The sequence below is a fragment of the Synechococcus sp. MEDNS5 genome (assembly GCF_014279875.1).
Classification (GTDB): Bacteria; Cyanobacteriota; Cyanobacteriia; order PCC-6307; family Cyanobiaceae; genus Synechococcus_C.
The window spans coordinates 2,265,467-2,286,717 of record NZ_CP047952.1; the positions used below are offsets into that span (position 1 = coordinate 2,265,467).

The window sequence follows — 21,251 nt, forward strand, 5'->3', positions numbered from 1 at the left end:
CGAGCTCAGCCTTTGAGCTTCTTGCTGAGGATCTGATTGGCGAGCTTGGGGTCGGCCTTGCCGCCGGTTTTCTTCATCAGCTGGCCAACGAAGAAGCCCTGCAGCTTGGTCTTGCCGCCGCGGAACGCCTCCACCTCATCGGGATGCGCTCCCAGAAGTTCATCAACGATGGCCTCAATCGCAGCCGGGTCGCTGATCATGCCGAGGCCGCGTTCATCGACGATCGCCTTGGGTGAGCCGCCGTTCTCGAGCAGCTCCGGAAGAATTTCCTTGGCGATCTTGCCGCTGATCTTGCCGCCATCAATCAGCTGCACCATCTCCGCCAGCTGGTCGGGTCGGAAGGGCAGGTTGGCGTAATTGAGACGGTTGCTGTTCACATAAGCGGCGATGTCGCCGGTGATCCAGTTGGCTGCAAGCTTGGCGTCCGCACCCACCACCACCACCGCCTCGAAGTAATCAGCCATCGGCTTCTCGTCGGTGAGCACCCGGGCGTCGTACTGGGACAGCCCAAGGGTTTCGGCGTAGCGGTGGCGCTTGGCCGCCGGCAGCTCCGGTAGCTCTGCCCGCCAAGATTCACGCTGATCAGCACTCACTTCGATCGGTCCGAGATCCGGATCTGGGAAATAGCGGTAATCACTGGCCCCCTCCTTGCTGCGCATGCTCTTGGTGAGCTGCTTGCTCTCATCCCAGAGCCGCGTTTCCTGAACGATGGGCTCACCGGTTTCGTAGGCCTTGATCTGGCGCTGGATTTCGTAATCGCAGGCCTTCTGAATGGCCGAGAACGAATTCATGTTCTTGATCTCCACCTTCGTGCCGAAAGGCGCCTCCGGCCCCCGGCGCACGGAGATGTTCACATCGCAACGCAGGGAGCCTTCCTGCATGTTGCCGTCGCTCACACCCAGGTAGCGCATGATCCGACGGATCTCCGAGGCGTACTCCGCTGCTTCCCGGCCCGTGCGCAGATCCGGCTTGCTCACAATCTCCGCAAGAGCGACGCCGGCGCGGTTGTAATCCACCAACGAATGGGTGGAACCAGCCAAACGATCACTGCCGGCATGCACCAGCTTGCCGGCGTCCTCCTCCATGTGAAGGCGCTCGATCCCGATGGTTTTCAGGTAGGTGTCCTTTCCCTTCTCGGCCACCTCCACTTCGATCCAGCCCTCCTCCGCAATCGGTTCGTCGTACTGGGAAATCTGATAATTCTTGGGCAGGTCGGGGTAGAAATATTGTTTGCGGTCGAACTTGCTGTGCTCGGCAATGTTCAGATTGAGTGCCATCGCCGCTTTTACGGCGTACTCCAGCACCTTCTGATTGAGAACGGGAAGCGTTCCCGGCAGCCCGCACACCACAGGGTCGATGTGGGTGTTGGGGTCATCCCCGAACGCCGTGGATGCAGCCGTGAAAATCTTGCTGTTGGTGCCCAGCTGAACGTGGGTCTCGAGACCGATCACCGCTTCCCAGGCCTGGTCTGTTGCTGCAGGTGCCGCCATCCGCTGTGTGGAACGTTCAGAGCAAGGCAATCCTATGGAAAGACCGCGAACCGCAGCCCCCATCAGCCATGACCGCCTTGCGCCCTCCCGCCGCTGACGCTGCGTTGATCCTTGGCGGCGGATTGATGGGCCTGGCCATCGCCCATCAGCTGGCCCGGCGGGACCATCCGGTGTGCGTGATCAGCCGGCGGCGCGGAGAAGCCGCAGGATTCGTGGCCGCAGGCATGCTGGCTCCCCACGCTGAAGGCCTGAGCGGTGACCAGCTGCGATTCGGTCAACTGAGCCTGGAGCGGGTACCGAGCTGGGTCGCCCAGATCGAGGCCGACAGCGGCCTGCCCTGCGGGCTTCGCTCCACAGGGATTGTGGTGCCATTCACCACCAGCGAACAGCGGGATCGCTACCCCACGGCAGGCTTCGGAACCGCCCTGAACCGCCAGCAACTGGAGCGGGAAGTACCGGGCATCGCCACGACGTGGCAGGCCGGTCTGCTGTTCGAGCAGGACGGCCAGATCGACAACCGCCGCCAACTGATGCGCTCCCTGGAAAGCGCCTGCGTGGAGCGGGGGGTGCAATTCCTGGAGGGCGTGGAAGTGCTGGAGCTGCTTCAAAGCGACAACCAACGCATTGAAGCACGCATCCGTGACGCTGAAGGAACGATCACGGAACGAAGCAGTGCCATTGCCGTGCTTTGCTCCGGAGCCTGGAGTAGCCAGCTCCTGCCTCAGCTGCCGATTTTCCCTGTGAAAGGGCAGATGCTCTCCCTCCAGGCTCCCCGAGGCGCCCTCAAGCGCGTGATCTTCGGACCCGGCACTTACCTGGTACCAAGGGAAGACGGTCTGGTGGTGGTGGGCGCCACATCGGAGCGTGAGGCCGGTTTCGCAGAGGGCCTCACCCCCCAGGGGCAGAGCATCCTCAAGCAGGGCATTGCCTCCCTGCTTCCGGAAGCCTCGGGCTGGCCCCCGATGGAACGCTGGTGGGGATTCCGGCCCTGCACACCGGATGAAGGGCCATTGCTTGGAGAGGGTCCTCTCCCTGGGCTTTGGCTGGCCTGCGGCCATCACCGCAACGGGGTGCTGATGGCTGCGGCCACAGCCGAAGCGATCGCAGACTGCGTGAGCATGGGCCGTGCCCGCGATGACCTCGACCTCTTGCTGCCCTGTTTCCAATGGCAGCGCTTTGACGCCGGCGTCAGCTGAGTCCTCCCACCAGCGGCCACCAGCGGGTGCTGGCGATCACCTGATCCGGGGGCCAGCCCGCACAACGGGTGATCTCGGCATCGATGCTGTCGAGCACGCTCCCATGCAGCAGCTCTCCCATCGCCGCCGACAGCACTGCACTGGAGGCCAACGCTGTACGCCCTTCCGCCAAGGACTGGGGCAGACGGGCATGGGCCGCTGTCGTGCCGTCAAGGCGCGCCGGATCACCGCACACCGGCGCCGGCAGGGGCACGGCCTCGCTGAGAGCTGCCAACGCCAACACCTGCAACGATCCAAGCAGCAAATAGGGATTGGCCCCCAGATCGGCAACTTTCAGTTCGAGATGGGCGGGCACTCGATCCACCGAGGTGGGGACCAAACGCAAGGCCGCCTCTCGATTTTCAATCCCCCACACCTGATAAGGCGCCGACCAGGAACTGGGCGATAGCCGGGCGTACGAGGCCATGAGCGGGCAGGCAATCGGCAGCAACACCGGCAGATGATGCAGCACACCGGCAATCAGAGCCGCACCCTCCGGCAACACGCCACCTGGACCATCGCCTCCCTGCAGCACGGGCTGACCATGCCGGAGAAGACTGAAGTGCACATGACCGCCATTGCCGACCTGATCGCTGGTGAGCTTGGGCGTGAAGCTGCAATGCAGCCCCAGTCGCCGGCTCACGCGCTGAATCACCAAGCGAGCCAAAACCAGGCGATCGGCGGCTTCCACAGCTGACGCATGGGCCAGCGACAACTCGAACTGGGACGCGCCGTATTCGGGATGAAACTGCAGCCAGTCCAGCCCGGCGGCGTCCAGGGCGTCACAGATCTCAGAGGCGTAGTCGAGGCCTTCCACCAAGCGATCAGCCCCATAAGGCCCGCCGTGAAATGCGGGAGACCCCTGGGGTCCCACATCCGCTGCCAACACCATCCACTCGAGCTCAAAGCCCGCTTGCAGCGTCAGCCCTTGCTGCTGCAGACGATCCTGTTGTAGCCGGCAAAAACTGCGCTGGTCGGCCTCGTAGACCCGTCCATCGCGCCAACGCCGCTCCCCAGGGGCCCAGGCCCATCCGCGATCGGGCTCGAGCGGAACCAACGCCTCCACCACAGCATGGAGACGCAGGTCTTCATCCGGTCGGGCGCAACGGTGCGCAGCAGCGATGCATCCATCCACCCGGAAGGCATCGGCCACTGGCGAAAACCCCACACCCAGATCGGCAGCCTTGTCGAGATTGCGGCGGGGCACCACCTTCACCAACGGGGCCCCGGCGTGATTCACGAATGTGATCGCCACGCGCTTCAGCCAGGGCTGCAGCGCGTGGGAATGAGCACTACTCAAAACGCGGTCTGCCGAGTCCTCTCATGATGCGTTGCACTCATGGAGAGGATCCGGCGAAGGCTGATGACTCAGCCCTCAGTGCGCCATCCCTGATCAGCCGGAATCCAGTCGCTCAGCTCAGAAGCCTGGAACCAGAGACCGATCTCGAACTGAGCGGTTTCAGGAGCATCAGACCCGTGAATCACGTTGCGGCCGATGTTGATCGCCAGATCACCGCGAATGGTGCCGGGTTCTGCCTCCAGAGGCTTGGTGGCGCCGATGAGCTTGCGGGCACTGGCGATCACACCGTCGCCTTCCCACACCATGGCCACCACAGGGCCAGAGGTGATGAAGTCCACCAGTCCAGCGAAGAAGGGACGCTCCTTGTGAACGCCGTAGTGCTGCTCCGCCAGCTCACGGCTGGGGGTGAGCTGCTTGAGGCCCACGAGCTTGAAGCCCTTGCGCTCAAAACGCCCGAGGATCTCGCCGATGAGTCCGCGCTGAACCCCGTCGGGCTTGATGGCGATGAAGGTGCGTTCCGAGGCCATGGAAAAACAAAAAAACCGTCGCCATCGTCCGTGGCAGCCGGCCCGCCTGGCAAGCAAGCAGGCTGCGCCGAGCTGTTGAAGCCATGAACCCCACCTAGATTCGCGGCACAGAAACTGGAGACCACCGTTTGACGCTGATGGCCCACACCAGCACCGCTGGCCCTTGGACCGTTCAGGACGGTGCCGATCTCTACGGACTGGATCGATGGGGGGATCCTTACTTCTCGACCAACTCCCGCGGACACATCACTGTGCAACCCCAGGGTGATCGCGGCGGCAGCATCGACCTGATCGAGCTGGTGGAAGGCCTGCAGGCACGGGATCTCGGCCTTCCCCTCCTGATCCGCTTTGACGACATCCTCGAAGATCGGCTCGAGCGGTTGCACGCAGCCTTCGACCGAGCGATCGCTCACTACGGCTACGCGGGCCGGTATCAGGGCGTTTTCCCTGTGAAGTGCAACCAGCAGCGCCATGTGGTTGAACGGCTTGTGGAGAGCGGCCAGCGCTGGCACTTCGGCCTGGAGGCTGGGAGCAAGGCGGAACTGCTGATCGCCCTCTCGCTGCTGAAGGATCCAGAAGCTCTACTGATCTGCAATGGCTACAAGGATCAGCGGTACCTGGAAACGGCCATCCTGGCGCGCAAACTCGGGCGTCAGCCCGTGGTGGTGATCGAACAGCCCGACGAGGTGGAACGGATCATCCGGGCGAGCGATCACCTGGGTGCCGCTCCGATGATCGGAATCCGGGCACGCCTCTCAACCCGCAGTACTGGCCGCTGGGGCAGCTCCGTGGGAGATCGCGCCAAGTTCGGACTCTCCGTCCCCGAACTGCTCGACACCACCGAAGCCCTGCGCGACGCAGGCCTTCTGAAGGAGCTGCGCTTGCTGCACTTCCACATCGGCAGCCAGATCAACGACATCGCCGTGCTGAAAGATGCCCTGCAGGAGGCGGGACAGATTTACGGCGAACTTCACCGGCTGGGTGCTCCGATGGGCTTCCTCGACGTGGGTGGTGGCCTGGGGATCGACTACGACGGCAGCCGCAGCGCCACCGCTGCCTCCACCAATTACTCCCTCCAGAACTACGCCAACGACGTGGTTGCCACCGTGAAGGAATGCTGTGAACCCAGCGGTGTTCCCATGCCCACGCTCGTGAGCGAAAGCGGTCGCGCCCTGGCCAGCCATTTCAGCGTGCTGGTGTTCGACATCCTCGGCACCGGTGCCGCACCGGATGAGCGGCCGGAACCGATGGACAACGATCCGCTGATCCTGCGCAATCTGCATGAAACCTTTGATGGCATCACCACAGCGAACCTGCAGGAAGCCTGGAACGACGTTCTGAAATTCAAGGGCGATGCACTGAGCGCCTTCCGCCTCGGATACCTGAGCCTTCCGGAACGGGCGCGGGCCGAACAACTGGCCTGGGCCTGTGCGCGGCGCATCAGTCGCCTGTTGCCCGCTGATGACAGCAGCCCCGAGGAGCTGCGCAACCTGCGCGCCAGCCTGGCCAGCACCTACTACGGCAATTTTTCGGTGTTTCGATCAGCACCGGACACCTGGGCGATCGATCAGCTGTTTCCCGTGATGCCGATCCATCGGCTTGATGAACAGCCCGACCAGCTCGGAAGCATTGCGGATCTCACCTGTGACTCCGATGGCAAGCTGGCGCGCTTCATTCAGGGCGGGCAAAGCAAACCCCTACTGGAACTGCACAGCCCCCAGCCGGATCAGCCTTACCTCATTGGTTTGTTTCTGGCCGGTGCCTACCAGGAGGTGATGGGCAACCTGCACAACCTGTTCGGGAGCACCAATGCCGTGCATATCCGCCTGGCCCCAGGCGGTGGCTACCTGCTGGACCACGTGGTCCGCGGCGACACCAATTCCGATGTGCTCGAAGCGATGGAGCACGACCCTGATCTGATGCTCGAACGCCTCCGCCTGGCCAGCGAGGAGGCGATCCGCGAACAGCGGTTGTCGGTCAACGATGCCAGGCTGTTGATCAGCCACGTGGCCAGCAGTCTCCAGCAGGCCACCTATCTCCAGAGCTGATCCATGCGCATCAAACTGCAGGAACGCCTCCAGAGCCTGAAACTGCTGGCCGGTCTTGCTGCTTTTCTCAAAAATCCAGGATCCCTAGAGAGCGTCTTTGCTGTGGGAGCCAGCCTCAAGGACAGCCCTCTCGGCAAGCAAATGGTGCAACATCTGCTGGCTGACAAACAGTTCCGATCACTGGTGGACGAGGGCTGGCGACCAGCGCCGATCAATCTCGAGCAGCTGCAACAGCTTCCCGAGGGCAGCTTGGGTCGGGTGTATGCGGATCAACTGATCAGCCAGGGCATCACACCCGACAGCTTGATCGATCCCGCTCCGGTGACCAACGCCCAGGAGTTTGTCGTGCACCGGCTCAAGGAAACTCACGACATCGCCCATGTGTTGACGGGATTCGGCATCGATGGAGCCAGTGAACTAGGGCTTCAGGGGTTCAACCTTGCCCAGAACCGCTCACCGCTGGCCGTGATGCTGATCTTCGGCGGGATGCTCTCAGCCCTTCAGAACAACGAACCGCTGGCGCCGATGCTGCGGGCCCTGGCACAGGGCTTTCAGATGGGCCTGGATGCAGACCTGGTGATTGCCCGGAAACTTGAAGATGGCTGGGATCGGCCGCTGGCCGACTGGCGCAAAGAGCTCAAACTTCCTTCCGCAATGACCTTCTAGCGTGAAAATGCATGGTCCACCCATGCCGGGTCTATCAAAGGAAAAGCCGACATCCACTCATGTGGGGAGATGAACCACAGCTTCAGGCGTTCCGGGAGCGTTTGAAACTGCTGCTTGAGGCGCACCAGCAGGAGCTCAATCCAAAGCGAATCAACGCTGCAGAAGGAGATGTGCTGTTTCGCCAGGGTGAGCCGGTTGACACTCTGCTGCTGCTCACCAGTGGAAAGGTGGCTGTGGAAGTGCACCAAGGAAATGAGCGGCACACCCTGGCCGTGGTGGAAGCCCTGGAATTACTAGGAGAAGTGGGCTTTTTCGCAAACGGCCGGCACTACGCCGATTTCCGCGTTGTGGATGGTCCCGCTGAGCTCCTGGCGATGCCTGGTGAAGATCTCCTACGAGCGATGCTCTTCGACAGCGACCTGGCTGTGGAGATGCTCGCGTTGGTGAGTGAGCGCTGCCGACGGGGCAACCGGGTAATCGGGCTGCTGCTGAGCGGCATCGAAGCAGTGCATTACAACGAAACAGAGCGACTCGAACAGACAACCCAGGAGCTGGGAGGCATCCATTTCTGCATTGCTAAAGCCAGTCGTCAGTTACAGCGTTTGCACCAGCAGGGCGCAGCCTGGGGCTCAGGCCAGCGTTGAATAAAGCTCCTCCTGTGCCGCCTCCAGCGCGCCATCGAGGGCGGCACCATCGCGACCACCCGCCTGCGCCAGGTTCGGCCGACCGCCGCCTCCGCCGCCACAGAGCTTGGCGATGCCACCAATGAATTTGCCGGCCTGGAGCTTGGCGGCAATCACCGCCTTGCCGAAGGCCGCCACCAGGATCACCTTGCCTTGATCGGCAGGGTCCGGCAGACCACCCAGCACCACCGCAGCACCATCACCGAGCTGATCAGCAAGGCTCTGCGCAGCCCCCTGCAGCCCAGTGCCATCCACACCATCAAGCCGTTCTACCAGCAGCTGGAAGTCGCCCACCGCCAGCGCCTTCGACGCCAGCGCCGCTGACTTGGCCACCGCCAGTTCGGCCTGCGCCGCGGCCAGAGCCTTGCCGGTGGCCTTGAGTTCGTCCTGCAAGGCCGTCACCCGTTCGATGATCTCGGCCGGCTGGGCCTTGAAGCGCTCACCCAGCTGCTTTACCACCCCATCACGCTCATTGAGATAGGGCAGCACCGCAGCGCCAGCCACCGCTTCAATACGGCGAATCCCGGCGGCGACACCGCTTTCACTCACGATCTTGAACAGGCCGATTTCCGCGGTGTTGCCCACATGGGTGCCGCCGCAGAGCTCCATCGACACGCCCGGCACATCCACCACACGCACCACATCGGCATATTTCTCACCAAACATCGCCACAGCTCCGGCAGCCTTGGCCTTCTCGATCGCCATCTCCTGCACCTCAAGAGCATGGGCATCGGCGATCCAGCCGTTGATCAAGCTCTCAATGCGCTCCAGCTCTTCGGCAGTGACGGCACGCGGGCAGTGGAAATCAAAACGCAGGCGATCAAAACTCACCAGAGAGCCAGCCTGACCGATACCGGGATCCACCACCTGCTTGAGCGCTGCCTGCAACAGGTGGGTGGCGGTGTGATTGGCCTGGGCCCGGCGGCGGCAGGCACGATCGACCCGGCCATGCACCACATCCCCCACCGAAAGCGAGCCCCTCTCCACACGACCGCTGTGCACGAACACACTGCGATTGCGGCTCACGGACTCGACCATCACGATCAGGCCATCACCGGCCTGGCCATCCGCCACCAGGGTGCCGCGATCACCGATCTGGCCACCACCTTCGCCGTAGAACGGCGTGACATCCAGCACCACCTGAACGGCATCACCCGCTGCAGCGCTCTGGGCCGGGTCACCATTCACCACCAGAGCCTGAATGCTGCTGCTCTGCTCCAGCTGCTCGTAGCCCCGGAATTCGGTGTCTTGCAGACCTGCAGCCACCTGATCGATCGCATCTTGCAGGGTGAGATCAATGCTCACCGCAGCGGCTTTCGCACGCTGGCGCTGTTGCTCCATCGCCGTTTCAAAGCCGGCAAGGTCCACCACCAGGCCATACTCTTCAGCGATTTCCTGGGTGAGCTCCAGGGGGAAGCCATAGGTGTCGTAGAGCTCAAAGGCCTGTTCACCACTGATCTGCTTCGGCTTGGCAGCCAGCACATCTGCGAGCAGCTTCTCGCCGCGTTCCAGCGTTTCCAGGAAACGGGCTTCTTCCCGTTGCAGTTCGGCCAGGATCACCTCACGGCGCTCAATCAGCTGCGGGTGGGCGGATTGCATCAGGGCAATCGATGCCTCACCCATGGCCTGGAGAAAGGGCTTGTCAATGCCAAGCAGGCGGCCATGGCGTACCACCCGGCGCAGCAAACGGCGCAAGATGTAGCCGCGGCCCAGGTTGCTGGCGGTGACACCATCGCTGATCAGCTGGGTGACCGCACGGCTGTGATCACCGATCACCTTGAGTGAGGTTTTGCCCTTCTCGTCGAGCTGGTGGTAGTCCACACCCGCCCGATCAGCCGCCGCCTGAATCAGCGGGAAGATCAGATCGGTTTCGTAATTGTTGGGAACCTTCTGCAGGATCTGCGCCATGCGCTCCAGGCCCATGCCGGTGTCGATGTTGCGGTTCGCCAGCGGCGTGAGCGTTCCCTGCGCATCGCGATTCGACTGCATGAACACCAAGTTGTAAAACTCGATGAAGCGGTCGTCGTCTTCCAGATCGATGCCGTCATCACCTAGTTCCGGCTTGAAGTCGTAATAGATCTCCGAACAGGGCCCACACGGTCCGGTGGGACCGGAGGCCCAGAAGTTGTCTTCCTCATCCATGCGGATGATCCGCTTGGGGTTCACCCCCACCACCTCACGCCAGATCTGCTCGGCTTCGTCGTCCTCGCGGAAGACGCTCACCACCAGATTCTTGGGATCCAGACCAAACACCTGGGTGCTCAGCTCCCAGGCCCACTCGATCGCCTGCTGCTTGAAGTAGTCACCAAACGAGAAGTTGCCGAGCATCTCGAAGAAGGTGTGGTGACGGGCGGTGCGCCCCACGTTCTCAATGTCGTTGGTGCGGATGCACTTCTGGGAGCTGGTGGCACAGGGTGCTGGCCGTTCCTGCTGGCCAAGGAAAATCGGTTTGAACGGCAGCATCCCTGCAATCGTGAGCAGCACCGTGGGGTCTTCCGGCACCAAGGAGGCGCTGGGCATGCGCCGGTGACCGCGCTGCTCGAAAAAAGACAGAAATGCTTCTCGGATCTCCGCACCTGTGCGGGGACTCGCGGACTCGGTTCGCGACGGTCGTGCAACAGCCATGGCGGGTTCGGGCTCGAAAAGCGGGTCCAGCAGCCATGATCGCCTTTCAGCCGCCGATGACGTTGGCCGATAGCAGCGCGGAAAGCAGCAAAGAATTGAACCGGGCGAACCTGCGCTGGCGCTCCCTGTGCTGGGCCCTGCTGGCCGGACTCAGCGCGGGACTGATCAGCCTCCCCTTTGGACTGGAGCAAGCTGTTCGATCCACGGGCTGTGGGCTCTTCTATGGGCTGCTCGCCTTTCATCTCGAACGGGTTGATCCAGAGGATTCCCACCTGCAAGCTGGATTGGTGGGCGCGATCTGCGGGGTGCGCAGCCTTGGCATGCCCCTTGCGGTTCCCTGGGGGGGTTCCGGCGCCCTGGCATCATTAGGAGTGGATCTTTTCGTGGGGTGGCTGCCTCTGATCGGCAGCGCACTCCTGCTCCACGGAACCCAACGCATGTTGTCTGCGTCGCGGCCATGAGCCTGCTGCACGCCACCTGGCTACCCGCCATCCGCACCCCCAGCAGCTCCGGAAGGGCTGCTTTGCTGGTATGGGCTGATACCTGGCGTGTGGCCGAGCCCCTCGGCCCCGGGGCCACACCCGCCCTTCATCCGTTCACCCTGAGCGCGGAGGATCTGCGCGCCTGGCTCACAGAGCGCGATCTCCTTCCGGAAGGAATCATCGATGCGACCGCATGCCTCACCCTGCCGAGCCGCAGTGTGAAACCACGGCGGCCCCGTGGCTCAGCTGCCGCCACCCCCTCATCAGAGGAGCAGCCCCCCTGGTGCGGGCTGCCGCTGCAAGCCGGCGAACCGATTCCGAAAACCACCGAATGGTGGCCTTGGCAGGTGCAGGGGCTGGCGATCGAACCGATGGCGGCCACAGCATGGCTGGCCAAACTTCCTCTCTCTGGCCATCACCCCGACCTGGCCGATGAGCTGCGCTGGTGGAGTCATATGCAGCGATGGGCCCTCAGCCTGGTAGCCCGGGGGCGCTGGCTGCCCCAGGTGGAATTGAGTCGGGGTGAAGGGTATCCCCACCGCGCTCGCTGGGTCGCGCTTCTCAACCGTGAGGACGACAGGCGCCGCCTGGAGGACCTCGCCGCCCGGCTGCCCCTGGTGGCTACCTGTGCATTGCCCTGGAGAGAGCCCACAGGGAAACGCAGCAATCGCATCACAAGGCTGCGCCCAGAGGCCATGCGCGCTGCCAATCCCGTGGCCTGCTGTCGTCCCCGCAGCGGTCGCCTGCGGGTGGCCACGTTGCTTGAGGATCTGGTAGATGCCCAGCTGCGTAAGGGCTTCCACCCCGATGACGAAGGGCTCGACCCCCTGCTCTGCGCCTGGGAAAACGCCCTGAGTTCAGACAACGGGGTGATCGATCTGAACGACGAAGATGCCGAACGACTGGCCACGGCCAGCCACCACTGGCGCGAGGGAGTCGCTGGCAATGTGGCGGCAGCCAGAGCCTGCCTTGAACTCGCCACCCCCAACGACGGTGAGGACCTCTGGGATCTGCGCTTCTACCTGCAGGCCGAAGCCGATCCCACGCTGAAAGTGCCTGCGGGAGCAGCCTGGGCCGCTGGACCCGAAGGCCTTCAACTCGGAGAGATTCCTGTGGAGCATCCCGGCGAGGTGCTGCTCGAGGGCATGGGTCGTGCTCTCACGGTGTTCGCACCGATCGAACGGGGCCTGGACAGCGCCACACCGGAAGCGATGCAGCTCACCCCTGCGGAAGCCTTCGTGCTGGTGCGCACCGCCGCCCGTCAACTCCGGGACGTGGGTGTTGGTGTGGACCTTCCCCCAAGCCTCTCGGGAGGCCTGGCCAGCCGCCTCGGTCTGGCGATCAAGGCCGAGCTTCCCAAACGCTCACGGGGGTTCACGCTCGGGGAAAATCTCGATTGGGATTGGGAGCTGATGATCGGCGGCGTCACCCTGACGCTGCGGGAGCTGGAACGGCTGGCCGGCAAGCGCAGCCCCCTGGTGCGCCACAAGGGAGCCTGGATCGAACTCAGGCCCAATGATCTCAAGAACGCAGAACGGTTCTGTGCCGCCAACCCTGATCTGAGCCTGGACGATGCCCTTCGCCTGACGGCCAGCGAAGGGGACACGCTGATGCGCCTCCCCGTGCATGCCTTTGATGCTGGCCCTCGCCTTCAAGGGGTGTTGGAGCAATACCACCAGCAGAAAGCACCGGATCCGCTGCCTGCGCCCGAGGGCTTCTGCGGCCAGCTTCGTCCCTACCAGGAACGTGGCCTGGGATGGCTGGCCTTCCTGCACCGCTTCGATCAAGGAGCCTGCCTGGCGGACGACATGGGCTTAGGCAAGACGATTCAGCTGCTGGCCTTCCTCCAGCACCTGAAGATGGAGAAAGAACTGAAACGGCCGGTGCTGCTGGTGGCTCCCACCTCCGTGCTCACCAACTGGAAGCGGGAAGCCGCGGCCTTCACCCCCGAGCTCTCTGTCCATGAGCACTACGGCCCCAAGCGCCCCTCCACTCCCGCGGCACTCAAAAAAGCCCTGAAAGACGTTGACTTGGTGCTCACCAGCTACGGGCTCCTGCAGAGAGACAGTGAGCTGCTTGATAGTTTCGACTGGCAGGGCACCGTGATCGATGAAGCCCAGGCGATCAAGAACCCTTCGGCCAAGCAAAGCCAGGCGGCCCGTGATCTGGCTCGAACCCGCAAGGGCTCCAGGTTTCGTATCGCTCTCACCGGCACACCGGTTGAGAACAGGGTGAGTGAACTCTGGGCCCTGATGGATTTCCTCAATCCGAGCGTGCTTGGGGAAGAGGAATTTTTCCGGCAGCGCTACCGCATGCCAATCGAGCGCTACGGCGATATGTCGTCCCTGCGCGATCTCAAATCGCGGGTGGGGCCGTTCATCCTGCGGCGCTTGAAAACCGACAAGGCGATCATCTCCGACCTCCCCGAAAAAGTGGAGCTGAGTGAATGGGTGGGTCTGAGCAAGGAACAGAAGTCCCTTTACGCGAAGACCGTGGAGGACACCCTCGATGCCATCGCCCGAGCCCCCCGCGGCAAGCGCCATGGCCAGGTGCTGGGCCTACTCACCAAGCTGAAGCAGATCTGCAACCATCCCGCGCTTGCGTTGAAGGAAGAAGCAGCCGGCGATGACTTCCTTCAACGTTCGGCCAAGTTGCAGCGGCTAGAGGAAATCCTCGATGAGGTGATCGAAGCGGGGGATCGGGCCCTGCTGTTCACCCAATTTGCGGAATGGGGGCACTTGCTCCAGGGCTACCTGCAGCGCCGCTGGCGCAGCGAGGTGCCGTTCCTGAGCGGCAGCACCAGCAAAGGAGAACGTCAGGCCATGGTGGATCGCTTCCAGGACGACCCGCGCGGCCCCCAGCTCTTCCTGCTGTCCCTCAAGGCCGGCGGAGTGGGATTGAACCTCACCCGGGCCAGCCACGTGTTCCACATCGACCGCTGGTGGAATCCTGCGGTTGAAAACCAGGCCACGGACCGTGCTTATCGCATCGGCCAAACGAACCGGGTGATGGTGCATAAGTTCATCACCAGCGGCTCCGTTGAGGAGAAAATTGACCGGATGATCCGGGAGAAGTCCAGGCTGGCGGAAGACATCGTCGGTTCCGGCGAGGAGTGGCTCGGTGGCTTCGATATGGGCCAACTCAAGGAGCTGGTGAGCCTGGAGGACAACGAGACGCGCAACCCATGACCATCACTCCCAACGGAAACGGCATCAACACTTCACTCGGGGACGACGGCCTCGGTCAGCAGCCCTGGTGGGTAGAGCAGTGGATGGAGCTGATCAACTCATACCGCTTTAAAAAACGGCTGGAGCGCGCCTGGGCCTATGCCCGGGAGGGACATGTGACCTCGATTCGCTTCGAGGGGCGACGGGTGCACGCCAGGGTGCAGGGCACCGGCGAAGACCCTTACAAGGTGAAGCTCTGGCTCGACGTGCTCAGCGACGAGGACTGGGGCTACGTGCTGGAGGCTCTGACCCAGAAGGCCCGTTGGTCCGCCCAGTTGCTCGCCGGCATCATGCCTTCCGACATCGAGCGTGCCTTTGCCGCCAGCGGCCGGCGTCTGTTTCCCTTCAAGCTTCAGGAGGTGCGCAGCGAGTGCAGTTGCCCCGACAAAGCCAATCCCTGCAAACACATCAGTGCCGTGTATTTCCTGATGGGGGAGCGGTTCAGCGAGGATCCGTTCGTGCTGTTCCAGTTGCGGGGACGCACACGGGCGAAGTTGCTGGAAGACCTGGCCGCACATCGGCTGCAGGCTCTCAACACCAGGCTGGCCAGCGATGAGCAAGAAAGCGGTGGCTTAACCACGGAGGCCACAACCCCAACGGACGACACACCGCCGCCTCCCCATCCCGCCGTGCTCGATCCCACGCTCTGGTGGCGTTACGACGCCGCCTTGGACGGCGATCTGGTGGTGATCACACCGGCCATGGAGGGCGACACCGGCCTTGATGCAGCTGGAGATCTGCCCCTCGCTGAAGAGCCGCGCTTTCCAGAGGCGCGGCCTCGCTTCCTCTCGCATCTACGGGAGCAAGGACAAGCGCTTGCGCAACGGGCCATGGTGGAAGCAATGACAGCAGGTGACTGAATCCGCCCCCTGGCAGACCTTGGAGATCCAGGGCCTTGTGACGATTCTTCTGCTCTCCCATCGGCGTGCCTTCGACAGCCCCCTGCTGGCCAGCGACCGACCGGGAACATCGCGGCGCCTGAACGCACAGGAGCTCTTCAACAGCAGCATGGCCGTGCTGGCTCACGACAACACGGGCGACCCAGCCCTGACCTACGCCAATTCCACCGCCCTGAAACTCTGGCAACGCACCTGGACGCAGATGATCGGCATGCCCTCGCGCCTGACCGCAGCGCAGTCGGAGAGGCGGGAACGGGCGGCCTCTCTCAAGCAGGCCCTCGCGCACGATGCAATCAAAAATTACTCAGGCCTTCGCGTTGATCGCCACGGGCATCCATTCATGATCCGCAACGCCCGGATCTGGACGCTCTGGGATGAGGAAGGACGTCGTTGTGGCCAGGCGGCTGCTTTCTCCAGTTGGTGGTGGCTGTAATCAGCTCATCAACTGTTCGGTTCACACGACATCCCAGTCGTGACAACCGAACTGAGTGGTTGAGACCGTACAAAAAAGGACGGTTCTCATCCTGATCAGATTGATCAACAACACGCAGATTGTCGTTGCGGGTGATGCAAACACCCACCACACACCCTTCCTGAGGAGTCACTCATGATCACCCTTCGTCAATCACCATTTGATCTATTTGAACGGCTGGACCAGCAGCTGTCGCAAGCTGAGCGTGTTCCAGCAGCAGAGATCCACGAGACGGCCGATCACTACACCGTGCGCCTGGAGCTGCCCGGAGTGAGCCGCGAATCGATCGAGGTCAAAGCCACCGATCGCACGCTCAGCGTCAGCGCCGAACGCCGTCATCCCAACAGCAAGAACGCTGCTGAGGAGAAGCCAAGCGAGGACACGGCCCGGCTGAGCGAATTCCGCTACGGCACCTGGAGCCGCAGCTTCCGCTTCGGCCAGGGGTTGAACCGGGATGCCGTTCAGGCCAATTACCGGGATGGCGTGCTGGAGATCACCGCCGCCAAGGCCCAGAGCCACACCAGTGTGACGGTGGCCGTGGACGCTTGAAATGGAAACCTGAGGTGGAGGCCTGAGAACGAGAGATCCAAACCCCCATCGCACGATGGGTTTTTTTTTGGGTCTCAGCGCGTCAGGGACCAAATGAGAAACAGCAAGCTGAAACCGATCAGAAACACCAGACCAAACCAACTGAGACCGCGCATCAATGGCCCATCGCGATGGTCTGGTGCCACGAGCTCAGAGTTCATCGTGTCCATCGCCATCCAGGCGAACACTGGAGCCGCCAGGAAGCTGCCCGTCATCGCCCCGAACACAAAATCCTTCACACCGATGCCACCGCTATAGGCCCAGAGCAGCGCCGCCAGGGCCGCCAGCAGGTGCAGACCAATCCAGAGTCCGAGACGGCGACGCTGGGGCCCTGGAGCGGAATCGCCCCGGTCCACTCCCTGCAAGATCCCCTGAATCGCTGAGATGCTGCGGGGGTAGGCATCCAGGCAGGTCAACGTGGTGCTGAACATGGCGGCGAAGGCAGCTGGAACGATGATCCAGGCCGCCCAGGAACCCATCGCCTCGGTGTAAAGGCGGATGAGATTCTGGGCAAAGGCAACTCCACTGCCCTGGAGCAGGCCGTCGCCACTGCCATACATGGTGTAAGCACCCAGGATCACGAAAAAGACTGCCGTGAGCACCGTGATGCCGTAACCGAGATTGAAATCCGTTTCCGCTTCCTGCAGTGAAGCGGTGTGCTGGCTGTCACGAGCCCTGGAAAACATCCAAAGCGACGGCCATACGCACATTTCCACAGGCCCTGGCATCCAGCCCATCAGGGGAATCAGAAAACCAAGATCAGCCATCTGCCAGGGGGATGGATCGGCCGCCAGCCAACTGGACGCCACATCCCCTGCAGGCCCCCGCACCAGCAGCGACAACGCCGCCACTCCGGTGAGCAGGGTGAGGAGAGCCACCAGCAGCTTCGAGAGCCGATCCAGAACCTTGTAGTGGCCCATGAGCAGGATCAATCCGCAGCCAGCCAGCACGGCAATCGCCAAGGCAAAAGGGTCGAACTGGGCCAGAACCGGCACATTGGTGAGCAACAGGCCGGCCACAAAGCTCACCGCAGCGATCGTGAATGTGCCGGTGAACAGACTCACCAGCAAATACACAGGCAGGTAGGTCCTGTTGCGCTGCTGGAATCCCTCCAGCAGCGAGAGACCTGTCGCGGCAGTGAAACGACTGCCCACCCTGAGAAAGGGGTACTTGATCAGGTTGGTGAGCAGGATCAGGCCCAAGAGTGCGAAGCCGAAACGGGCCCCTGCCGTGGTGGAGGACATCAGGTGGGATCCGCCGATACAGGCCCCCGCAAGCAGGATCCCGGGGCCAATGCTGCGCCGCAATCCCGAGATCGCGGCAGCGGCGCTTGAGGTCATGACAGCAAATCGCACTGCATGCCATCTTCCAACCCGGAGTTCTTACAGTCGAGAACCGTCGAGATTGCTGCCATGGCCGCCTCCACTCAGGCCGTCGCCGGACGTTTGAGCCTTCAGTGCCAGACCATCGCATCCGACAGCACAGCCATCCGTTCCCTTGACTGGGATCGCAGCCGCTTCGACATCGAGTTCGGCCTCCGCAACGGCACCACCTACAACGCCTTTCTGGTGCAGGGCGAGCGCACGGCGCTGATCGACACCAGTCACGCCAAATTCCGGGACACCTGGCTTCCCCTGCTTCAGGAGCAAATCGACCCGCAGGCCATCGACCATCTGATCGTGAGCCATACGGAGCCCGACCACTCGGGTCTGATCGGTGATCTGCTCGATCTGAATCCCGACATCGAAATTGTGGGATCGAAGGTGGCGCTTCAGTTCCTGAAAGATCAGGTGCACCGTCCGTTCCGCTCCCTTGCCGTGAAAAGTGGCGACACCCTGGATCTCGGAACGAATCCAGAGAGCGGGGTGGAGCATCGCTTCGAGTTTCTCAGCGCTCCCAACCTGCATTGGCCCGACACGATCTTTTCCTTTGATCACGGCAGCGGCATCCTCTACACCTGTGACGCCTTCGGCTTGCATTACTGCTCAGAGGATCTGTTCGACAGTGATCCCGGTGCCATCGCACCGGACTTTCGCTTCTACTACGAGTGCCTGATGGGTCCCAACGCCCGCAGCGTGCTGCAAGCCATGAAACGCATGGATTCACTGCCAGCGATCAATACCATCGCTGTAGGCCACGGGCCACTGCTGCGTCAGCATCTCAGTCACTGGCTCAATGACTACCGGGAATGGAGCAGCCAGCGCAGCAAGGGCGACAGTTACGCGGCGGTCTGTTACGTGAGTCAATACGGATTCAGTGATCGCCTCAGTCAGGCGATCGCCCACGGTATCGGCAAGGCCGACGCCCAGGTTCAGCTCGTCGATCTGCGTGCGACCGATGCCCAGGAACTGACGGCCCTGGTGGGAGAAGCCAAAGCGGTGGTCGTTCCCACCTGGCCGGCAGAGCCGGATGCGGAGCTGCAGAGCAGCATTGGCACCCTGCTGGCGGCCCTTCACAGCAAGCAGTTGGTGGGTGTGTATGACGCCTTCGGCGGCAACGACGAGCCGATCGATGCTGTGGCGGATCAGCTGCGGGCCCAGGGCCAGAAAACGGCCTTTGCCCCCCTGCGGATCCGTCAGCTCCCCTCAGGAGGGGATTACCAACGCTGCGAAGAAGCGGGGACCGATCTCGGACAACTGCTCACGCGGGAGAAAACCATCGCGGCCATGAAAAGTCTCGATGGTGACCTGGACAAGGCCCTGGGCCGTCTCAGTGGTGGGCTTTACGTGGTGACCGCCAGTCAGGGGGAAGGTGAAAGCCTGCGGCGCAGCGCCATGGTGGCCAGCTGGGTCAGTCAGGCCAGCTTCTCGCCACCGGGAATCACTGTGGCGGTGGCCAAGGACCGGGCGATCGAAGCGCTCATGCAGGTCGGCGACCGCTTTGTGCTCAACATCCTGCGCGAAGACAACCACCAACAGCTGATGCGGCATTTCCTCAAGCGCTTCCCACCCGGGGCCGATCGGTTTGCAGGGGTGAATCTGCTTGAGCATGAGGCCAAAGGCGGACCGGTGCTGGGTGATGCACTCGCCTTCCTGGGGTGCCGGGTTGAGCAGCGTCTCGAAGGTCCAGATCACTGGATCATCTACGCCGAGGTGGAGCAGGGCAATGTGGCCGATGCCGATGCCACCACAGCGGTGCACCACCGCAAAGTGGGGAATCACTACTGATGGCGACATCCGTGTCTCCCGCAGCGGCCAGCGCGGAGCGGCAGATGATCACACTGCCGATCGCAGAGGGTCTCACCTGCTTTCGCGGCCTGAGCCCCAAGCGGTCGCGGTTTGAACTGGAATACGCGCTGGAACGGGGAAGCACGGCCAATAGCTTTCTGTTTGCAGCGGGTCCTGACAGGACAGGAGTCACCCAAACCGCCGTTCTGGTGCACCCACCGGGAGCGGCCTATGCATCCGTCTTCCTGCCGGTGCTTCACCAGGCCCTGCCAGACCCAGCGTTCAAGCTGGTTGTGGTTGTAGGTCATGTGAATCCCAACCGCGTGGCTCTGCTCAGGGATCTGGCCTCGGCCTATTCCGGCCTGAAACTGGTGGCCTCCAATGCAGGGGCGAAGCTGCTCAGGGAGTTGTGGAACCTGCGCCGCCCGCCGGCCCCCGGGGATGACACCCCCCAGCCGCCGCTGCCGGATCTACCGGAGATCCAGGTGATCCGTCAGGAGCAGACGCTCTCCGTGAGCCACGATTATCAACTGCATGTGCTTCCAGCCCCGACCCCTCGCTGGCCCGGTGGACTGCTGGCCTTTGAGGAGACCCTCGGATTGCTGATGAGCGACAAGCTCTTCAGTGCCCACATCTGTACATCGGAATGGGCCGAGTTGAACCGCAGCGAGACCGAAGAGGAACGCCGCCATTTCTACGACTGCCTCATGGCACCGATGGCCAGCCAGGTGGATGCCCTGGTGGAGCGCCTTGAGGAACTGGACATCCGCACCGTGGCCCCCGGCCATGGACCGGTGATCGACACCAGCTGGCGCAGCCTGTTCAACGACTACCGGCGCTGGGGTGAAAGCCAGCAGCAGGCCTCGCTCTCGGTGGCTCTTCTCTTTGCCAGTGCCTACGGCAACACCGCGGCCATCGCCGATGCCCTCGCCCAGGGCGTCAGCCGAACAGGGGTACGCGTCACAAGCCTGAACTGCGAATTCACCCCAGCGGATGAACTGGTGCGCACGATTCAGACAGCCGATGGCTTGTTGATCGGCTCGCCCACGCTGGGCGGTCATGCCCCCACGCCGATCGTCTCGGCCCTCGGCACCCTTCTGGCTGAAGGAGACCGCAGCAAGCCCGTTGGTGTATTCGGCAGCTTCGGCTGGAGCGGCGAGGCCATCGACCTCCTGGAAACCAAACTCAGGGACGGGGGGTTCCGTTTCGCCTTCGAGCCGATCCGGATCAAATTCAGCCCTGATGCGGCCACCGTGCGCACCCTGGAGGAAACCGGAACGCGCTTCGGCCGTTCCCTGCGCCAGGAACAGCGCAAACAACAGCGGCGCGGTGGTGGTGGTCTGCGTGAGAGTCGCAGTGACCCGGCAGTGCTAGCCCTCGGACGCGTGGTGGGCTCCCTTTGCGTGCTCACGACGCGCAAGGGCTCCCTCAGTGGCGCCATGGTGGCCAGCTGGGTCAGTCAGGCCAGCTTTGCGCCTCCGGGGATCACCGTGGCGGTGGCCAAAGATCGGGCTGTGGAGGCCCTGCTTCACAAAGGCGATCGCTTTGCCCTCAACGTGCTGGCGGAAGGTCGGGAGAGTGGGCCGATGAAGCAGTTCCTCCAACCCTTCGAACCCGGAGCCGACCGTTTTGAAGGGCTTGACCTGCAGTCGAGTCCTTCCGAGCAACCGCTCTTGCCCGAGGCCCTGGCCTGGATGGAAGGGGAGGTGAAGCAGCGGATGGAATGCGGTGATCACTGGCTTGTGTATGCGGAGGTTCTCCATGGGGGCCTGTTTGACAATGACGCCAACACAGCCGTGCACCATCGCCGTAGTGGCGCGAACTACTGAGCCTGGCTGAATG

16 protein-coding genes are annotated in these 21,251 nt (G+C 62.7%); 11 read left to right on the forward strand and 5 right to left on the reverse strand.

Features of this window, described 5'->3' with window-relative positions; genetic code table 11:
• Positions 1–5 precede the first annotated feature (5 nt).
• Positions 6–1,490, reverse strand: coding sequence for an Asp-tRNA(Asn)/Glu-tRNA(Gln) amidotransferase subunit GatB (gene gatB, locus SynMEDNS5_RS12200; RefSeq protein ID WP_186583605.1), 1,485 nt, complete (start codon positions 1,488–1,490; stop codon positions 6–8).
• 68 nt (positions 1,491–1,558) lie between these two features.
• On the opposite strand from gatB, the gene SynMEDNS5_RS12205 reads away from it, so the two are divergent.
• Positions 1,559–2,686: an FAD-dependent oxidoreductase gene (locus tag SynMEDNS5_RS12205; protein WP_186583606.1), complete on the forward strand. Its 1,128-nt coding sequence runs from the start codon at positions 1,559–1,561 to the stop codon at positions 2,684–2,686.
• On the opposite strand, the gene SynMEDNS5_RS12210 is transcribed toward SynMEDNS5_RS12205, so the two are convergent.
• Together SynMEDNS5_RS12210 and ndk are read right to left on the reverse strand one after the other, a co-directional pair.
• Positions 2,679–3,980, reverse strand: a complete 1,302-nt coding sequence (locus SynMEDNS5_RS12210; protein ID WP_255440172.1) for a glutamine synthetase — start codon at positions 3,978–3,980, stop codon at positions 2,679–2,681. The two genes, SynMEDNS5_RS12205 and SynMEDNS5_RS12210, sit on opposite strands and share 8 nt — an antisense overlap.
• A 113-nt stretch (positions 3,981–4,093) precedes the next feature.
• Positions 4,094–4,552, reverse strand: a complete 459-nt coding sequence (ndk, locus tag SynMEDNS5_RS12215; protein WP_186583608.1) for a nucleoside-diphosphate kinase — start codon at positions 4,550–4,552, stop codon at positions 4,094–4,096.
• Positions 4,553–4,689: 137 nt separating this feature from the next.
• Here ndk and speA point away from each other — a divergent pair, with 137 nt between their 5' ends.
• The 3 genes from speA to SynMEDNS5_RS12230 are packed head-to-tail and all read left to right on the forward strand — an operon-like array spanning position 4,690 to position 7,910.
• Positions 4,690–6,600, forward strand: a complete 1,911-nt coding sequence (gene speA / locus SynMEDNS5_RS12220; protein ID WP_186583609.1) for a biosynthetic arginine decarboxylase — start codon at positions 4,690–4,692, stop codon at positions 6,598–6,600.
• Between the two features lie 3 nt (positions 6,601–6,603).
• The gene (locus tag SynMEDNS5_RS12225; protein ID WP_186583610.1) at positions 6,604–7,266 is read left to right on the forward strand and encodes a Coq4 family protein; all 663 of its coding nucleotides are present in this window, start codon (positions 6,604–6,606) and stop codon (positions 7,264–7,266) included.
• Between the two features lie 59 nt (positions 7,267–7,325).
• Entirely contained in the window at positions 7,326–7,910 is a 585-nt protein-coding gene (locus tag SynMEDNS5_RS12230; protein WP_186583611.1) for a Crp/Fnr family transcriptional regulator, read from the forward strand.
• Here SynMEDNS5_RS12230 and alaS read toward each other — a convergent pair.
• Entirely contained in the window at positions 7,896–10,574 is a 2,679-nt protein-coding gene (gene alaS, locus SynMEDNS5_RS12235) for an alanine--tRNA ligase (protein ID WP_186583612.1), read from the reverse strand. The two genes, SynMEDNS5_RS12230 and alaS, sit on opposite strands and share 15 nt — an antisense overlap.
• Positions 10,575–10,609: 35 nt before the next feature.
• Here alaS and SynMEDNS5_RS12240 point away from each other — a divergent pair, with 35 nt between their 5' ends.
• The 5 genes from SynMEDNS5_RS12240 to SynMEDNS5_RS12260 all read left to right on the forward strand — a co-directional run bounded on the left by SynMEDNS5_RS12240 (position 10,610) and on the right by SynMEDNS5_RS12260 (position 16,203).
• The gene (locus SynMEDNS5_RS12240) at positions 10,610–11,035 is read left to right on the forward strand and encodes a hypothetical protein (RefSeq protein ID WP_186583613.1); all 426 of its coding nucleotides are present in this window, start codon (positions 10,610–10,612) and stop codon (positions 11,033–11,035) included.
• The gene (locus tag SynMEDNS5_RS12245) at positions 11,032–14,244 is read left to right on the forward strand and encodes a DEAD/DEAH box helicase (protein ID WP_186583614.1); all 3,213 of its coding nucleotides are present in this window, start codon (positions 11,032–11,034) and stop codon (positions 14,242–14,244) included. Before SynMEDNS5_RS12240 ends, SynMEDNS5_RS12245 begins: the two co-directional genes overlap by 4 nt.
• Positions 14,241–15,143: an SWIM zinc finger family protein gene (locus SynMEDNS5_RS12250; RefSeq protein WP_186583615.1), complete on the forward strand. Its 903-nt coding sequence runs from the start codon at positions 14,241–14,243 to the stop codon at positions 15,141–15,143. Before SynMEDNS5_RS12245 ends, SynMEDNS5_RS12250 begins: the two co-directional genes overlap by 4 nt.
• Entirely contained in the window at positions 15,136–15,615 is a 480-nt protein-coding gene (locus SynMEDNS5_RS12255; protein ID WP_186583616.1) for an MEKHLA domain-containing protein, read from the forward strand. Before SynMEDNS5_RS12250 ends, SynMEDNS5_RS12255 begins: the two co-directional genes overlap by 8 nt.
• Before the next feature lie 174 nt (positions 15,616–15,789).
• Positions 15,790–16,203, forward strand: coding sequence for an Hsp20/alpha crystallin family protein (locus SynMEDNS5_RS12260; RefSeq protein ID WP_186583617.1), 414 nt, complete (start codon positions 15,790–15,792; stop codon positions 16,201–16,203).
• Between the two features lie 74 nt (positions 16,204–16,277).
• On the opposite strand, the gene SynMEDNS5_RS12265 is transcribed toward SynMEDNS5_RS12260, so the two are convergent.
• Positions 16,278–17,582 (reverse strand): NRAMP family divalent metal transporter, encoded by a 1,305-nt coding sequence (locus tag SynMEDNS5_RS12265; RefSeq protein ID WP_186583618.1) that lies wholly within the window; start codon positions 17,580–17,582, stop codon positions 16,278–16,280.
• 72 nt (positions 17,583–17,654) lie between these two features.
• On the opposite strand from SynMEDNS5_RS12265, the gene SynMEDNS5_RS12270 reads away from it, so the two are divergent.
• Positions 17,655–19,409, forward strand: a complete 1,755-nt coding sequence (locus SynMEDNS5_RS12270; protein WP_186583619.1) for a diflavin flavoprotein — start codon at positions 17,655–17,657, stop codon at positions 19,407–19,409.
• Positions 19,409–21,238 carry a diflavin flavoprotein gene (locus SynMEDNS5_RS12275; RefSeq protein WP_186583620.1) on the forward strand — a complete coding sequence of 610 codons (1,830 nt, stop codon included), beginning with the start codon at positions 19,409–19,411 and terminating at the stop codon, positions 21,236–21,238. The genes SynMEDNS5_RS12270 and SynMEDNS5_RS12275 overlap by 1 nt, the downstream gene beginning before the upstream one ends.
• Positions 21,239–21,251 lie beyond the last annotated feature (13 nt).

Bases quoted from the DNA above. Each gene is read 5' to 3' on its own strand.
- gatB (WP_186583605.1), bottom strand. From the start codon at position 1,490: ATGGCGGCACCTGCAGCAACAGACCAGGCCTGGGAAGCGGTGATCGGT.
- SynMEDNS5_RS12205 (WP_186583606.1), top strand. From the start codon at position 1,559: ATGACCGCCTTGCGCCCTCCCGCCGCTGACGCTGCGTTGATCCTTGGC.
- ndk (WP_186583608.1), bottom strand. From the start codon at position 4,552: ATGGCCTCGGAACGCACCTTCATCGCCATCAAGCCCGACGGGGTTCAG.
- speA (WP_186583609.1), top strand. From the start codon at position 4,690: ATGGCCCACACCAGCACCGCTGGCCCTTGGACCGTTCAGGACGGTGCC.
- SynMEDNS5_RS12225 (WP_186583610.1), top strand. From the start codon at position 6,604: ATGCGCATCAAACTGCAGGAACGCCTCCAGAGCCTGAAACTGCTGGCC.
- SynMEDNS5_RS12230 (WP_186583611.1), top strand. From the start codon at position 7,326: ATGTGGGGAGATGAACCACAGCTTCAGGCGTTCCGGGAGCGTTTGAAA.
- alaS (WP_186583612.1), bottom strand. From the start codon at position 10,574: ATGGCTGTTGCACGACCGTCGCGAACCGAGTCCGCGAGTCCCCGCACA.
- SynMEDNS5_RS12240 (WP_186583613.1), top strand. From the start codon at position 10,610: ATGATCGCCTTTCAGCCGCCGATGACGTTGGCCGATAGCAGCGCGGAA.
- SynMEDNS5_RS12245 (WP_186583614.1), top strand. From the start codon at position 11,032: ATGAGCCTGCTGCACGCCACCTGGCTACCCGCCATCCGCACCCCCAGC.
- SynMEDNS5_RS12250 (WP_186583615.1), top strand. From the start codon at position 14,241: ATGACCATCACTCCCAACGGAAACGGCATCAACACTTCACTCGGGGAC.
- SynMEDNS5_RS12260 (WP_186583617.1), top strand. From the start codon at position 15,790: ATGATCACCCTTCGTCAATCACCATTTGATCTATTTGAACGGCTGGAC.
- SynMEDNS5_RS12265 (WP_186583618.1), bottom strand. From the start codon at position 17,582: ATGACCTCAAGCGCCGCTGCCGCGATCTCGGGATTGCGGCGCAGCATT.
- SynMEDNS5_RS12270 (WP_186583619.1), top strand. From the start codon at position 17,655: ATGGCCGCCTCCACTCAGGCCGTCGCCGGACGTTTGAGCCTTCAGTGC.
- SynMEDNS5_RS12275 (WP_186583620.1), top strand. From the start codon at position 19,409: ATGGCGACATCCGTGTCTCCCGCAGCGGCCAGCGCGGAGCGGCAGATG.